This is a genomic window from Arthrobacter mangrovi (genome assembly GCF_026011795.1).
Lineage (GTDB): Bacteria > Actinomycetota > Actinomycetes > Actinomycetales > Micrococcaceae > Crystallibacter > Crystallibacter mangrovi.
In genome coordinates this window covers 387,120-401,259 of record NZ_BRVS01000004.1, presented here as the reverse complement: position 1 = coordinate 401,259, position 14,140 = coordinate 387,120, and the positions used below count along the sequence as shown (strand labels likewise).

Sequence of the window (14,140 nt, the reverse complement as noted above, 5' to 3'; positions counted from 1 at the left end):
CAGATCACAGGATGGCGGCAGCGGTCACCGGCCGTTCGCCCAGCGGTGAACCATTCCCCGGCGGGCATCTTTAGCGGCAGCCGCAGCCAGCCAGGACGGCCGCGGCGCGGTCCAAGGCCTCCCGGGCGGGTTCGGCCGGCCCCTGCAGGCCATTGGCCACGAAGGCGAATACGAACATATGCCCTTCCGCGGATACTGCGTACCCGCCCAGCGACGACACCGCATTGAGCGTCCCGGTCTTCGCCCTGACCAGCCCGGCACCGGCCGCGGCTTCGTCGGTGAACCGCTCCCTCAGGGTCCCGTTCAATCCCGCAACGGGCAGACCGTCCAGCGCGGCCCGGAGATTCGGGTTCTCCCCGTTCGTCATCTCGCGGACGACGGCGGCGATCTGGGCGGCGGAGACCCGGTCCCCGGGCGAAAGGCCGGAGGCGTCCGTGATCAACAGCCCGTCCATCGGGATCTCGAGCAGGCCCAGCGCCTCCTTGATGGCCTCGGTGCCGCCGCCGAAGGAGCCGGGCTTGCCGCTCGCCAGTGCCAGGTTGCGCGCCATGGCTTCCGCGACATAGTTGTCCGAATGCAGCAGCAGGTAGTTGACCTGCGCGGCCACCGTCGCGGAGTCGACGGCGGCCAGCACCGGAGCATCCTCGGCGGCACGGCCGCGCACCACGTCCGGGGCCACCTTGATGCCGCGGCCGGCCACGGCATCGGCCAGCTCGTCCCGGAAGGCGGACGCGGCGGCCAGTGCCGGGTCCGCCGCGTACGCGCCCGTGCCGTCGGCGCGCTCCCGCCCGCCGTTGAGGGCCAGGGCGTGGACCGGCCCGATTTCGCCGGCCTGGACGTCCTCGGGCGCCCACGCCGGGCTGATCGCCGGACCTGCGAACAGCGAATCGTCCAGCTGAACCGTGAGGGCGCCGCTGTATTCACCTGTGTCGATTTCCTGCGCAGCCGCCTGGGCCAGGGTCTTGAGCCCGGCCCGTCCCCGGACCTCGCCGGGCCGGGATTCCCCCGCGCCGAGCAGGACGTCGCCGCCGCCGCGCAGGACAACGGCGCCGGGCGAACTGCCACGGACGACCTCCGTGCTGAAACGCGCGTCCGCCCCCAGCGTGGAGAGGGCGGCGGCAGCGGTCAGCAGCTTCATGTTGGACGCCGGGATCCGGGGTTCGGAGCCCCCGCGGTCGTAGACCACTTTCCCGGTGGACGCCTCGGTGACGATCGCCGTCACGTCTCCCTCGCCGTCGTACTTCAACGCCCCGTCCAGCGCCTTGCCGAGCGCCTGGGCGTCGACAGCCGGCGCCGCGGGCTGGCCGGTTGCGAGGAGCGGCGCCGCGGAGAGCGCGCGCGGCTCCTGCTGGGCGGGCGGCGTGCTGATGACCGGCTGCGGCCCGGCCTCCGGCCATTCGACGGCCTGTGCCAGGTTCAACCCGAGGGGCACGGCGAGCACGGCAAACGCGGCCGCCAGCAGCAGCGACGTCAGCGCACGCCACCCACGGCCCATCGTTCCCCTCCCCCGGCTTCCCGCAAGACAAAGCAGCACCCCGCACCGGTTCGCCGTAGCAGAACAAGGCCAAATGACGGACCGCTGCTTGGGGAGCTATATCGTTAAGCCTAGACCGGCGCGGCCCCCTCGGCCCGTCCACCGCGCCCACGCCTTTACAGCAATGCCACCGTATTCCAAGGAGCCTGCCATGCAGCACGATGTGACGATCGAGATCCCCAAGGGATCGCGCGTCAAGTACGAGATCGACCACGAGACCCACCGCCTGCGGCTGGACCGGGTGCTGTTCACCTCGATGCAGTACCCCACCCATTACGGCTACTTCGAGGACACCCTCGGCGAGGATGGGGATCCGCTGGACGCCCTGGTCATGCTGCAGGACTTCGACCTCCTGCCGGGCGTCCTGGTCGAGTCCCGTCCGATCGCTGTCTTCAACATGACCGACGACGGCGGCGGCGACGCCAAGGTCCTGTGCGTTCCGGCCGACAAGCGCTTCGACCACATCCAGGAGCTCTCCGACGTGCCGGAATTCCTGGTCAAGGAGATCGAGCACTTCTTCACCCGCTACAAGGACCTGGAGCCGGGCAAGTGGGTCAAGGCGGAGGGCTGGTCCGACCGCGCCGCCGCGGAGGCCGAGCTCGAGGCTTCCATCAAGCGCTTCGCCGCGCTGGGCGAGGAGTCCGCAGCCGACGAGCCGCAGGGCCGCGACGTGGACGGCGGAACCGCGGACAGCAGCGAGGCCCAGGGCCGCACGCTCTAGCCCTGCCCCGCACAGCACAACAGACACGGAAGGCGGTCCGGGCCGATAGCGCCCGGGCCGCCTTCCGTTGTCCTCCACACGCGGGATAACAACCGAAATCAGTTGATTCGGCCCGAGCGTTGGTCATACTGGTGGCATGTACGTGCTGACGATCAACCAGCGTGATTCGCGGGAAGTCGGCGACCTTGTGCCGGAGCTGACCAAGGCGCTGCGGCACCTGCCCGCCGCCATCGCCTTCCAGCGCTCGGTAGGGGATGAAGCGATCGGCGTCGTCGAGGATGCGAAGACGGCGATCGATGCCGCGCTGATCGCGCTGCGGAACCGGCGCTGGCACGTCGGGATCGGCGTCGGCGAAATCCACCAGCCCTTGCCCGAAGAAATCGGCGAGGCCGAGGGGTTCGGCCTGGTCTACGCGCGGCGCGCGGTGGACCGGGCGCGGAAGACGGGCGAACGGGTCCCGCTGGCGGTCGAGGGACCCGACGCCGAGGTGGCCGCCGAGGCCGAGGCCGTGCTCCGGCTGATCGGCCAGATCGTCGCCACCCGCACCGAGGCGGAGTGGAAGGTGCTGGACCTGCTGACCCCCGGCGCGCGCGGCCAGCAGAAGTTCATCGCCGAAGTCCTGGGCATCACGACCCAGGCCGTCAGCAAGGCCGTGGTCCGCTCGCACTGGGCCGAGGAATGGGCCTGCCGCCCGGCCGCCGCCCGCCTGCTGGACCTGGTCTACGGACCAAAGTCGCTGCCTCCGGCGGCGCTGCCCTACGGCTGAGAGCCTGACTGCCCTGGCCCGGTGCGGCAGCTGCGGCGCTAGATGTACTCAGACAGCAGACTGCGCAGCACCGGCACGGCGCCGTCCTCTTCCACGGTGCCCGTGACCTCGTGGGCGACGGCGGCGACCTCCTCGGGTGCCTGTCCCATGGCGATCGCGCGGGCGGCCCAGTCGAGCATCTCGATGTCGTTCCGGCCGTCCCCCATGGCCACGGTCTGGGCGGGGTCGATCTCCAGCTTGCGGCGCAGGGTCTCCAGGGCGCTGGCCTTGGTCACGCCGTTGGCTGCGATGTCCAGCCACGCCGTCCAGCCGACGGAGTAAGTGACGCCATGCAGGCCGGCCTCGTCGATGGCTTCCTTGAATTCCTCGGGGGTATTCTCCGTGCTGAACACGACGACACGGACCGCGGTGGATTCCAGCATCGTTTCGAAGTCCACGCCGTCCGCCTCGACCCCGAAGCTGGGATCCTGGAAGCGCTCCGTGGAGAGGAAGCTTCCCTCATCGTCTTCCAGCGCGAACTTTGCCGTGGGCAGCTTGCTCCGCAACGCACGGAGCGCCGGTCCCGGGTTGAAGGTCACGCGGTCGATCACCTCGTAGCCGTCCTCGAGGCCGGCATCGATCCGCAGGGTCACGGCGCCGTTCGAGCACACGGCGTAGCCCTTGGTCAGGCCGATCAGCTCGATGATGGGCAGCGTGGCGCCAAGCGACCGGCCGGTGGAGACGACGACCTCGTGGCCGGCGTCCACCACGGACTGCGCGGCCTCGCGTACGGCCGGGCTCATGTGCCCGTCATGGTTCACCAGTGTCCCGTCCACGTCCAGCGCCACGAGGCGGCGCTCTTCCGTCGGGATCCTGGCGGGGCGGTTTCCTTCTGCTTGCCGGTCTTCGCTGCCGGCAGTCGCTCTATCAGCTGTAGTTGTCATGGATCAAGTGAACCAGACGCACCCTACGGCAGGGTAGGGAATGGCTCACACTGCGTGAACCCTCGGTGAACCCTGGCTGTACCGCAGAACCGCCCTGCCAGGGCCTTACTTGAGGACCGGGATCACTTCCAGGCCGCCCAGGTACGGGCGGAGCGCGGCCGGGACATTGACCGAACCGTCGGCGTTCTGGTGGTGCTCCAGGATCGCGACGATCCAGCGCGTGGTCGCCAAAGTGCCGTTGAGGGTCGCCACCGTACGGGTGCCCTTCTTCTCCTCGCCGCTCAACCGCTCGCGCACGTTCAGGCGGCGGGCCTGGAAGGTGGTGCAGTTGGAGGTCGAGGTCAGCTCCCGGTAGGCATTCTGCGTCGGAACCCAGGCCTCGCAGTCGTACTTGCGGGCGGCGGAGGTACCCAAGTCGCCTGCCGCCGTGTGGATGACGCGGTAGGGCAGCTCGACCTTGGCGAGCATTTCCTCTTCCCAGGCGAGCAGCCGCTCGTGCTCCTTGGCGGCCTCCTCGACCGTGGTGTAGGTGAACATCTCCACCTTGTTGAACTGGTGGACGCGGATGATGCCGCGGGTGTCCTTGCCGTGCGAGCCGGCCTCGCGCCGGTAGCAGGAGGACCAGCCGGCGTAGCGCAGCGGGCCGCCGGAAAGGTCGAGGATCTCGTCGGCGTGATAGCCGGCCAGCGGGACCTCGGAGGTGCCCACGAGGTAAAGGTCGTCGTCCGCCAGGCGGTAGATCTCGGCGTCGTGCGCCACATCGAAGCCCGTGCCCTGCATCGTCTCGGGACGCACCAGGGTCGGCGTGATCATCGGGGTGAAGCCTGCGGCCACGGCCTGGTCCATCGCCATGTTCAGCAGGGCCAGTTCCAGCCGGGCGCCCATGCCCTTCAGGAAATAGAAGCGGGCGCCGGAAACCTTGGCGCCGCGTTCCATGTCGATGGCGCCGATCAGCTCGCCGATCTCCAGGTGGTCCCGCGGCTCGAAGCCGTCGCCGGAGAAATCGCGCGGCGTCCCTACCGTCTTGATGACCTCGAAGTCGTCCTCGCCGCCCGCGGGAACGCCGTCCTCGACCACGTTCGGAATGCTGCGGACCAAGGCGTCCTGGGTTGCCTGCGCGGCCTCGGAATCGGCCTGCGCAGCCTTGACCGACGCGGCCAGCTCCTTCACCTCGGCGAGCAGGGCCTGCTTTTCCTCGCCCTTGGCCTGCGCCACCCTCTTGCCGAAGGCGTTCTGCTCGGCGCGCAGGGATTCGTAGCGCGTGATGGCTTCGCGCCGGGACGCATCCGCCGACACGATGGCATCGATCAGGGACTCATCGGCGCCGCGGGCTCGCTGCGACGCTCGGAAAACCTCGGGATTGGCGCGGAGTTCATTGACATCGATCACCTGCTAAGGGTACCGAACTCCAGCCGCCGGGCGGCGAGCAAGGCGGACAGTTGCGGCCGCTATCCTAGGAGCATCATGGACACGCAGTGGATGATCGGCCTCGTCGTCGTGATTGCGGTAGTGGTCATTCTCGCCAGCTGGCTGGGTGCCCGCCGCCTGGCGCCGCGCTCGTCCAAAGTGCTTCCCGCGCCGCCGGAGGACGGCCGCAGCGCCCCGCAGAAGGTCGCCTTCATCCTCAATCCAATCAAGAACTCGGCGGACGACGCGCGCGCCAAGCTGGGCGAGGCCTGCCGGGCGGCCGGGTGGCCGGAGCCGCTCATCCTCGAAACGACCATCGCGGACCCGGGCCACTCGCAAACCCGGCGTGCCCTCGACGCCGGGGCCGACGTCGTATTGGCCGGCGGCGGAGACGGCACCGTCCGGGTAGTCACCAGCGAACTGGCCGGAACGGACGTCCCGTTCGGCCTGGTTCCGCTCGGCACGGGCAACCTCCTCGCCCGCAACCTCGGCATGGACCCGGGCAACCTGGAGGCCAACATCGCCACCGCGTTGCACGGGCAGGTCCGGCGCATCGACATGGCCACCATCGCCCTGGAGAACGCGCGGACCGGGAGCAGCACCCGGGACACGTTCCTGGTGATCGCGGGCATCGGACTGGACGCGCAGGTCCTCGCCGACACCAAGGACGACCTCAAGAGGAAGTTCGGCTGGCTCGCCTACTCGGAAGCGGGGGTCCGCAACCTCCCGGGCAAGCGGAAGAAGGTCCGCATCAGCATCGACGACGGCCCCGCGCATACCGTGAGCATCCGCAGCATCCTGTTCGCCAACTGCGGCAAGCTGCCCGCCGGCATCGACTTCATTCCGGAAGCGAATATCGACGACGGCGAACTCGACATCGTGGTGATGAGCCCCCGCAACACGTTCGGCTGGGTCCGCATCGCCGCGAAGACCCTGCTGCGGCACAGCGTTCCGATTCCGGTCATCGAATTCCACCGCGGACGCAAGGTCCGGGTCGTCGCGCACGAACCGATGGGCACCCAGCTGGACGGCGACCTCTCCGGCGACGTCACTTCGCTCACCGTGGAGGTGCAGCCCGGCGCGCTGGCCGTGCGGGTGCATCCGGGCACGCTCGAGGCCATCGAGGCGACCGCCTACCCGTACGAAGCCGACGAGTTCTAGGTCCTCCAACGGCGGCAGCCCCGGGCCGCCCCAAGAGGGGCCCGGGGCTGCCGTCCGGCGTGGTGCGGAAGGACTCAGGTGTCCTGCCCGCCGAGGTTGTATGGATCGTCGCTCGCATCGGCCTCGTTCGTGTTGCGCAGTTCGTCGCCGGGAACGTCCGTAGCGGCACGCTCCTCATCCAGCCCCGGAACGTCCTCGAGGCGGTCGTCCAGGCCTTCGCCCTGGGGCTCCGGGAATTCGCCATGGCTCTGCTGCTTGATCAGCTCCTGCTCCTCAGCGAACCGAAGGTCGTTGCCCAGGTCGCCCGCATCGCCCGAGCGGGACTCGCTGGCCGTCTGCTGGAGCTGTTCGTCGTAATGCTCTTGCTGTCCATCGTCTTTGCGATCGGTCATCATGCACCCTTCCGTTCGGTTGCTCGGGTCAGTAATCATCAGCCTACTGAGCAATGGTGCGCGATGTAAGTCCGCGGCGGGGAACGGGCCCGCCGAGCGGCGCGGGGGCAGGCTAGGCCGGCTCGAGGAGGCCGACCACCCATTCATGCGCCTGCCGGAATGCTTCGTCCCCGTTGTGCCCGGAAACGGCAGAACGCCGCCGGTCCGCCCGGGGGAAGGAGCCGAGGAAACGCAGGCCGGGGCTGAGCCTGTGCAGGCCGCGCACGGCGTCGGCCACGCGCTCCTCCGCGAGGTGGCCGTCGATGTCGATGCTGAAGAAGTAGTCCCCCAGGAACTGGCCGGTGGGGCGGGACTCGATCCGGCTGAGGTTGACGCCCCGGCTGGCGAACTGCTCCAGGATGCCCATCAGCGCGCCGGGATGGTCCTTGGGCAGCGGAACGACCAGCGTCGTCTTGTCCGATCCGGTCGGGGCGGGCAAGGGTCCGGGAAGTCCGACCAGGATGAAGCGGGTGACCGCGTCTTCGACGTCGCCGATACCCTCGGCGAGCACGTTCAGTCCGCGCTGCTCCGCGACGAGCGGCGCGCAGATGGCGGCGTCATAGGGGCAGTCCGCCGCCAGCAGGCCCACGGCTGCAGCCGCGGTGGAAGAGGCAGGAATATATTCGGCATCGGGAATATTGGCGCTGCTCCATTGCCTGCACTGGGCCCACGCGTGCGAATGCGTCGAGACGCGCCTGACGCGGGAAAGCCCCAGCCCCGGCCGGGCGGCAAGGACGAACCGGATGGGCACGAGCTGCTCCCCCAGGATCATCAGCGGCCCGCCGGTGGCAATCGCGTCGAGGGTGGCGCTCACCCCGCCTTCCACCGAGTTCTCGATGGGAACCATGGCGGCCGCGGCACGCCCGGTCCGGACCAGTTCCAAGGCCGAGTCCACGCTGCCGGCCGGGAGCCGTTCCGCGTCCTCGGCGCCGGCAACCTGCAGGAGCGCCGCCTCGGTGAAGGTGCCCTCGGGACCCAGGTACGTGTAAGTCGAGCCCATTATTTGACCGTGGGCTCCTGGCCGTTGTCCGCCACCATCGGCTTGCCGGCTTCCAGCCAGGCACCCATGCCGCCGGAGACATTCATCGCGGTGTAGCCGTTCCCCACCAGCCACTGGACCACCCGGAACGAGCGTCCGCCGCTGCGGCAGATGACGTAGACGTCCTCGTCCGGATCCAGTTCCTCGACCCGCTCGGGCAGGTCGTTCATCGGGATATGCAGGGCACCCTCGATGTGCCCGGCTTCCCACTCGTAGTCTTCGCGGACGTCGAGCACCTTGGCCCCGGCGCCGATGCTTTCCACATCCACGTTCTCGATCTCGGTCATGGGGTCCCTCCGCAACAATCACAGATTCGGCTGACGATCTGCCGCCGCCTCCAGCCTATAGTGGGAGCACGCCCTGCACCTTACGAAGACAGAGGTACCGATGGCTGCCGACCACCCCACGATCCTCGCCACGTCCGGTGGCTACAAGCCCGGCGGACGCACCCGCCTCGAGTTCAATCAACTGGTCCACCACGCCGTCGGGCTTTCCGGCTCGGCGGGCCGCGCGCCGCGCATCGCCCACCTGGGCACCGCCGGAGGGGACCAGCGCTGGTTCGCCGCGGAACTGGACGAGGCGGCCAGGGTCGCCGGATTCGACCTCTCGCACCTGAACCTGTTCAGCATGCCCAACGTCGAAGACATGGAGGGGCACCTGCTGGAGCAGGACGTCGTCTGGGTCAACGGAGGTTCCGTTGCCAACCTGCTGGCCGTGTGGCGGGTGCACGGGCTGGACGCGATCTTCCGCCGGGTCTGGGAGGCCGGGGTCGTCCTGGCGGGCGTCTCGGCGGGCTCGATCTGCTGGTTTCGCGGCGGCACCACGGATTCCTTCGGGCCCGAACTGCGCGCCGTCACGAACGGACTGGCCCTGCTGCCCTATGACAACGGCGTCCACTATGACTCAGAGCCCCGCCGCCGTCCCCTGGTGCACCGGCTCGTGGCCGACGGCACCTTGGGCGAAACGCACTGCACGGACGACGGCGTCGGGCTGGTGTACCGGGGCACGAGCCTCGCGGAGGCGGTCACCGAAGTCCCCGGCAAGCTCGCCTACCGTGTGACGGCGAGGGCCGGCGACGGGCCGGAGGCCGTGGCCCACGAGGAGCCGATCGAGGCCCGCTATCTGGGTTAGCAGCGGCCTCGCGGGGCTGGGCAACGGCGCACTGCTGGTGGTCTCGGCGCTGATCGTCCTGGTACTCGCATGGCTGCTGGCCATGATCGCCCGCCGCGTGCTCGGCGTGCCCGTCGGCTGGCCGCGCTCGATCGCCGTCGGCGTCCTGATGATCCTTTCCTTCGGCGCCATGGCGCAGTACCTGGCCGCGAGCGCGGATATCGGCGGAGTGGACGGCTCGGCAGTCAAGGTACCGGCCGCCGTCGTACTCATGTTCCTCACCCTCGCGGTGGTCTGGGTGTTCGCCCTCGGCGTCGCGATCCTCGTGGGGCTGGAAGTCGCCGTCCCCACCGGCTCGCTGCCGAAGCTGAGCAGCTTCTTCCGCGGCTGGCGCGCGCGGCGGCAGCGGACCCGGCGCTATGCGGAAGTGGTCGGCATAGCGATGCGGCACGGCCTCGGGTCGCAGCTGCGCGGGCTCAACCGCAACTCGCGGCACGAGAACGAGGAGGAGACGGCGCTCCACCTGCGCCTGGCGCTGAACGAGGCCGGCGTGACCTTCGTGAAGCTTGGCCAGATGCTGTCCACGCGCCGGGACCTGCTCTCCGAGCCCTACATCCGCGAGCTGTCGAAGCTGCAGACGCATGCGGAACCGGAGCCGTGGTCGGCCATCGAGCCGGCGATCCGGACCTACCTGGGCCGGGACCTGGACGAGGTCTTCGCCTGGGTCAATCCCGAGCCGCTCGCCTCGGCGTCGGTCGCCCAGGTGCACGAGGGCAGCCTGCTGTCCGGCCAGGTCGTGGTCCTGAAGGTCCAGCGGCCGCTGGCCCTGCGGCAGGTACGCCGGGACATGGACATCGTCCTGCGGATGGCGCACTGGCTGGACCGCTCCGCGCCCTGGGCGCGCACCATCGGCGTCAAGGGACTGGCCGAGGGCTTCGCCGCGTCGCTGCGCGAGGAGCTCAACTACCACGTGGAGCTGGAGAACATGCGCAGCGTCGGTGCGTCGCTGGCGGAGGCCGGCGCTGGAGACGTCCGCGTGCCGCATGCGTACGAAGAGTTCTCCGGCAGCCGCCTGCTGGTGATGGACAAGCTGGAGGGGCGGCCGATTTCGCACGCCCGCGGCGTCCTGTCCGGCATGACCGAGGAACGCCGGCATGAGGTGGCGACGAAGCTGCTTTCGGCGACGCTGACCCAGATTGTCGACTCCGGCGTCTTCCATGCGGACCTGCACCCGGGCAACATTTTCCTGCGTGACGACGGCGGGATCGGGCTGCTGGACTTCGGTTCCGTGGGGCGCCTGGACCCTTCGACCCGGCAGTCGCTCGGCACGCTGCTCTACGCAGTGGAGAAGGACGACAGCGTCGCCGCCACGGATGCGCTGATCGAGCTGCTGGACCGGCCCGAGGAGCTCAACGAGCGCGCGCTGGAGCGCGGCGTGGGCCAGTTGCTGACGCGGTACCGGACCGGCTTCGGCGGCCTCGGCAGCCGCAGCATGTTCACGGTGCTGCTGAACCTGCTGGTCCAGCACGGCTTCGCGGTCCCGCCGCAGATCGCCGCGGCCTTCCGGGCGCTGGCGGCGCTGGAAGGGACGCTCGGGCAGGTGTGCCCAGGGTTCGACGTCGTTGCAGCGGCGCGCGCGGAGGGCAGGCGCATGATGGCCCACCAGTTCCGGCCGGGAAACCTGAAGGACCAGCTCGAGAGCCGGGCCCTCCAGCTGCTGCCGCTGCTGGAGCGGATGCCCCGGCGGCTGAACAAGCTGACCGAGGACCTGGAGCAGGGCCGCTTCTCGATGAACATCCGGATGCTGGCCGACAGCCGGGACCGGCATTTCCTGGACACCCTCGTCCAGCAGGTGGTGGTGGCCCTGCTGGCCAGCGCGGCGACGCTGGGGGCCATCATCCTGATCGCGAGCGACACCGGGCCGATGCTGACCGAAAGTGTACGGATGCACGCGTTCTTTGGCTACACGCTGCTGTTCGCCGGCTTCGTCCTGTCCCTGCGGGCGGTGGCCCTGGTCTTCCGCCGCCATCCGGAAAACAGCGGCTAAGGTAATTGCGATGTCTGACCTGTACGAACTCACGGCCGTGGAGCAGCGGCAAGCGATCCGCCGCGGCGAGGTCGGCGCCCGCGAACTCACCGAGCACTACCTGGCCCGGATCGAGTCGCTCAATCCCGAGCTGGGCTCCTTCATCACGGTCACGGCGGAGAACGCCCTGGACCGGGCGCGGGCCGCGGACGAGTTCCAGGCGCACGGCGGGCAGCTGCGGCGGCTGCACGGGCTGCCGCTGGCCTTCAAGGACCTGACCGACGTGGCCGGCGTGAAGACCACGCACGGCAGCTGCGCCGTTGACCACGTGCCGGCGAGCTCCAACCACACCCTGGTGGAGGTGCTGGAGAGGGCCGGCGCGATCAGCCTGGGCAAGACACAGGTGCCCGAGTTTGGCCTGACCTCCTACAGCGAGAACCGGGTGGCCCCGCCGGCACGCAATCCGCTGGCACCGGCCACCAGCGCCGGCGGATCCTCGGGCGGCAGCGCGGCCGCCGTCGCCGCCGGCATGCTGCCCTTCGCCCCCGGTTCGGACGGGGGCGGATCCATCCGGATTCCCGCCGCCGCCACAGGGCTGGTGGGCCTCAAGCCCGGCCGTGCCCGGGTGCCGGCAGGCTCCTCCGGGGACGATCCCGGCCGTCTCGTGGTCGCCGGGCCGCTGGCGCGCACGGCCGAAGACGCCGGGCTGCTCCTGGATGCAATGGTTGACGAGCCCCTGGCCCGCTCCCAGTTCGGCCCGGAACCCGACTTCCTCGGCGCCGCCCGGCGGGCCGAGGGACGGTTCCGGATCGGGGCGAGCACACTCTCGCCCTTCGCCACCCGTTATCCGCTGTGGCTTGAACCGGAGGCCCAGGCCGCCTTCGACCGGGGCGCCGCCCTGCTGGCCGGACTCGGCCACGACGTGCTGGACACGGATTTCCGCTACGACAACCGCTACCCCGAGGCCTTCACGACGGCCTGGACCTCCAGCCTGGCGCACCTGCGGATCCCCGCCAGCCACGAACCGCAGCTCATGCCGCTGACCCGGGCCTTCCGCCGTCGTGCCCTGGGACGGAGCCCGGCCGAGCTGGACCAGGCCCTCGCCGTCCTCGCGAAGTTCCAGGAGGACACCATCGCGCAGTACTCGCGGTTCGACCTGGTGCTGACACCGGCCCTGGCCATGACCCCGCGTCCCGTCGGCTGGTACACCGAGCAGACGGCCGAGGTGGACTACATGCGCCAGTGCCAGTACTCGCCCTACAGCTCCATGGTCAACGTGTGCGGGCTGCCGGCGATCACCGTGCCCGTGCTCACCACCCCGGCAGGGCTCTCGATGGGCATCCAGCTGATCGGCCGGGCCGGATCGGAAGCACAGCTGCTGGCCGTCGCCGCGCAGCTGGAAACAACGCGCTGACGAGGGACGACTCCCTATCATTGGTGTCCGCGGGCAACCAAGAATATGACAATGAATGAACATCGGTGGCAAAATTGACCGAATGAGTCAAATTTCCCCGTCTACCCGCGTGTCACAAGCCGCGGGAGGCAAGACGTTCTTCGGGCACCCCCGAATGCTCGCCAACCTCTTCTCCGTGGAACTCTGGGAGCGCTTCTCCTTCTACGGAATGCAGGGCATTCTCCTGTACTACATGTACTTCTCGGTGGCCGAAGGCGGCCTCGGGATGGACGAAGGCCTGGCCACGGGACTGGTGGGCGCGTACGGCGGCGGCGTGTACCTCTCCAGCATCCTCGGCGCCTGGATTTCCGACCGGCTGCTCGGTGCGGAGAAGGTGCTCTTCTACTCGGGCATCATGATCATGTTCGGCCACATCGCGCTGGCCCTGGTCCCGGGCGCGGTCGGACTGGCCATCGGCCTCGTCCTCGTCGCCATCGGTTCCGGCGGGCTGAAGGCCACGGCCACCTCGCTGGTCGGCTCGCTGTATGCCGAGAAGGATGAGCGCCGCGACGCCGGCTTCTCCATCTTCTACATGGGCGTCAATATCGGCGGCCTGATCGGCCCGCTGCTCACCGGCCTGGCCCAGGTCAGCCTCGGCTTCCACTACGGCTTCGGCCTGGCCGCCCTCGGCATGGCCATCGGCCTCGGCCAGTACGCGCTGACCCGCAAGAACCTGCCGGAGGAGTCGCACTACGTCGCCAATCCCCTGCCGCGCAGCAAGTACGGCCGGATCGCCGCAGTGGCGATTGCCGCCGTCGTTGTCATTGTGCTGGCCGTGGCACTGGGCCTGGTCACCGCGGAGAACCTCGCCCCGATCATGGCGTGGCTGGCGATCATTGCCGCCGCCATCTACTTCGTGGTGATCCTGTCCAGCAAGCGGGTCACGCCCGTGGAGCGCGGCCGGGTCTACGCCTTCATCCCGCTCTTCATCGCGTCCGCCGCGTTCTGGGCGCTGTTCCAGCAGCAGTTCACCGTGGTGGCGCTGTACGCGGACAAGCAGCTGGACCGCACGCTGTTCGGCTGGGAAATGCCGGCCACCTGGGTGCAGTCGATCAACCCGGTCTTCATCATCATTTTCGCGGGCATCTTCGCCGCGATCTGGACCAAGCTCGGCCCCAAGCAGCCCGGTTCGCCGCTGAAGTTCGCGCTGGGCCTGGCCATCATGGGCCTGGCCTTCCTGGCGTTCATACCGCTGGCCGGCGGCGGCGCCAACAGCACCCCGCTGCTGGCCATGGTGGGCATCCTGTTCCTGTTCACGATGGCGGAGCTGTTCCTGTCCCCGACCGGCAGCTCCATCTCCACCAAGCTCGCCCCGGCGGCCTTCAAGACCCAGATGGTGGCGCTGTTCCTGCTCTCCATCTCGCTGGGCACCACGCTGGCCGGCATCCTCGCGGGCTACTACGATCCGGCCAACGAGGCACCGTATTTCGGCTTCATCGGCGTGACCGCCATGATCCTCGGCGCCGCCCTGGCCGTTGCGGCTCCGGCCATGAAGAAGATCATGGGCGGGGTCCGCTAGGTCCCCATAAACCGTAAAACAACGACGGCGGTCCAAGCCGGAAGCATCGC

13 protein-coding genes are annotated in these 14,140 nt (G+C 69.2%); 7 read left to right on the top strand and 6 right to left on the bottom strand.

All coding sequences use genetic code 11. The features are described 5' to 3' along the window. Positions 1-70: 70 nt before the first annotated feature. On the bottom strand, positions 71-1,495 hold the full coding sequence (gene dacB, locus AHIS1636_RS05925) for a D-alanyl-D-alanine carboxypeptidase/D-alanyl-D-alanine endopeptidase (protein ID WP_264794885.1): 1,425 nt from the start codon (positions 1,493-1,495) through the stop codon (positions 71-73). Between the two features lie 190 nt (positions 1,496-1,685). On the opposite strand from dacB, the gene AHIS1636_RS05920 reads away from it, so the two are divergent. Then, positions 1,686-2,255, top strand: a complete 570-nt coding sequence (locus AHIS1636_RS05920; RefSeq protein WP_264794884.1) for an inorganic diphosphatase — start codon at positions 1,686-1,688, stop codon at positions 2,253-2,255. 136 nt (positions 2,256-2,391) lie between these two features. Next, positions 2,392-3,021: a hypothetical protein gene (locus tag AHIS1636_RS05915; RefSeq protein ID WP_264794883.1), complete on the top strand. Its 630-nt coding sequence runs from the start codon at positions 2,392-2,394 to the stop codon at positions 3,019-3,021. 38 nt (positions 3,022-3,059) lie between these two features. On the opposite strand, the gene AHIS1636_RS05910 is transcribed toward AHIS1636_RS05915, so the two are convergent. Then, entirely contained in the window at positions 3,060-3,944 is an 885-nt protein-coding gene (locus AHIS1636_RS05910) for an HAD family hydrolase (RefSeq protein ID WP_264794882.1), read from the bottom strand. Positions 3,945-4,049: 105 nt separating this feature from the next. Beyond that, on the bottom strand, positions 4,050-5,333 hold the full coding sequence (gene serS, locus AHIS1636_RS05905) for a serine--tRNA ligase (protein WP_264794881.1): 1,284 nt from the start codon (positions 5,331-5,333) through the stop codon (positions 4,050-4,052). 75 nt (positions 5,334-5,408) lie between these two features. On the opposite strand from serS, the gene AHIS1636_RS05900 reads away from it, so the two are divergent. Then, on the top strand, positions 5,409-6,512 hold the full coding sequence (locus tag AHIS1636_RS05900; protein ID WP_264794880.1) for a diacylglycerol/lipid kinase family protein: 1,104 nt from the start codon (positions 5,409-5,411) through the stop codon (positions 6,510-6,512). A 74-nt stretch (positions 6,513-6,586) separates the two neighbouring features. On the opposite strand, the gene AHIS1636_RS05895 is transcribed toward AHIS1636_RS05900, so the two are convergent. The 3 genes from AHIS1636_RS05895 to AHIS1636_RS05885 form a co-directional block, all read right to left on the bottom strand. Further along, on the bottom strand, positions 6,587-6,904 hold the full coding sequence (locus AHIS1636_RS05895) for a hypothetical protein (RefSeq protein ID WP_264794879.1): 318 nt from the start codon (positions 6,902-6,904) through the stop codon (positions 6,587-6,589). A gap of 112 nt (positions 6,905-7,016) precedes the next feature. Continuing rightward, the gene (gene pheA / locus AHIS1636_RS05890; RefSeq protein ID WP_264794878.1) at positions 7,017-7,943 is read right to left on the bottom strand and encodes a prephenate dehydratase; all 927 of its coding nucleotides are present in this window, start codon (positions 7,941-7,943) and stop codon (positions 7,017-7,019) included. Beyond that, positions 7,943-8,269: a rhodanese-like domain-containing protein gene (locus AHIS1636_RS05885; RefSeq protein ID WP_264794877.1), complete on the bottom strand. Its 327-nt coding sequence runs from the start codon at positions 8,267-8,269 to the stop codon at positions 7,943-7,945. The genes pheA and AHIS1636_RS05885 overlap by 1 nt, the downstream gene beginning before the upstream one ends. Before the next feature lie 100 nt (positions 8,270-8,369). Here AHIS1636_RS05885 and AHIS1636_RS05880 point away from each other — a divergent pair, with 100 nt between their 5' ends. The 4 genes from AHIS1636_RS05880 (at position 8,370) to AHIS1636_RS05865 (ending at position 14,090) form a co-directional block, all read left to right on the top strand. After that, positions 8,370-9,113, top strand: coding sequence for a Type 1 glutamine amidotransferase-like domain-containing protein (locus tag AHIS1636_RS05880; protein WP_264794876.1), 744 nt, complete (start codon positions 8,370-8,372; stop codon positions 9,111-9,113). A gap of 37 nt (positions 9,114-9,150) precedes the next feature. Beyond that, a complete protein-coding gene (locus AHIS1636_RS05875; RefSeq protein ID WP_264794875.1) occupies positions 9,151-11,139 on the top strand; it encodes an ABC1 kinase family protein in 1,989 nt (662 codons plus the stop codon). A 10-nt stretch (positions 11,140-11,149) separates the two neighbouring features. Then, positions 11,150-12,532 carry an amidase gene (locus AHIS1636_RS05870; protein WP_264794874.1) on the top strand — a complete coding sequence of 461 codons (1,383 nt, stop codon included), beginning with the start codon at positions 11,150-11,152 and terminating at the stop codon, positions 12,530-12,532. Positions 12,533-12,614: 82 nt separating this feature from the next. Then, complete coding sequence (locus tag AHIS1636_RS05865) at positions 12,615-14,090, top strand: peptide MFS transporter (protein ID WP_264794873.1); 1,476 nt, start codon at positions 12,615-12,617, stop codon at positions 14,088-14,090. Positions 14,091-14,140 lie beyond the last annotated feature (50 nt).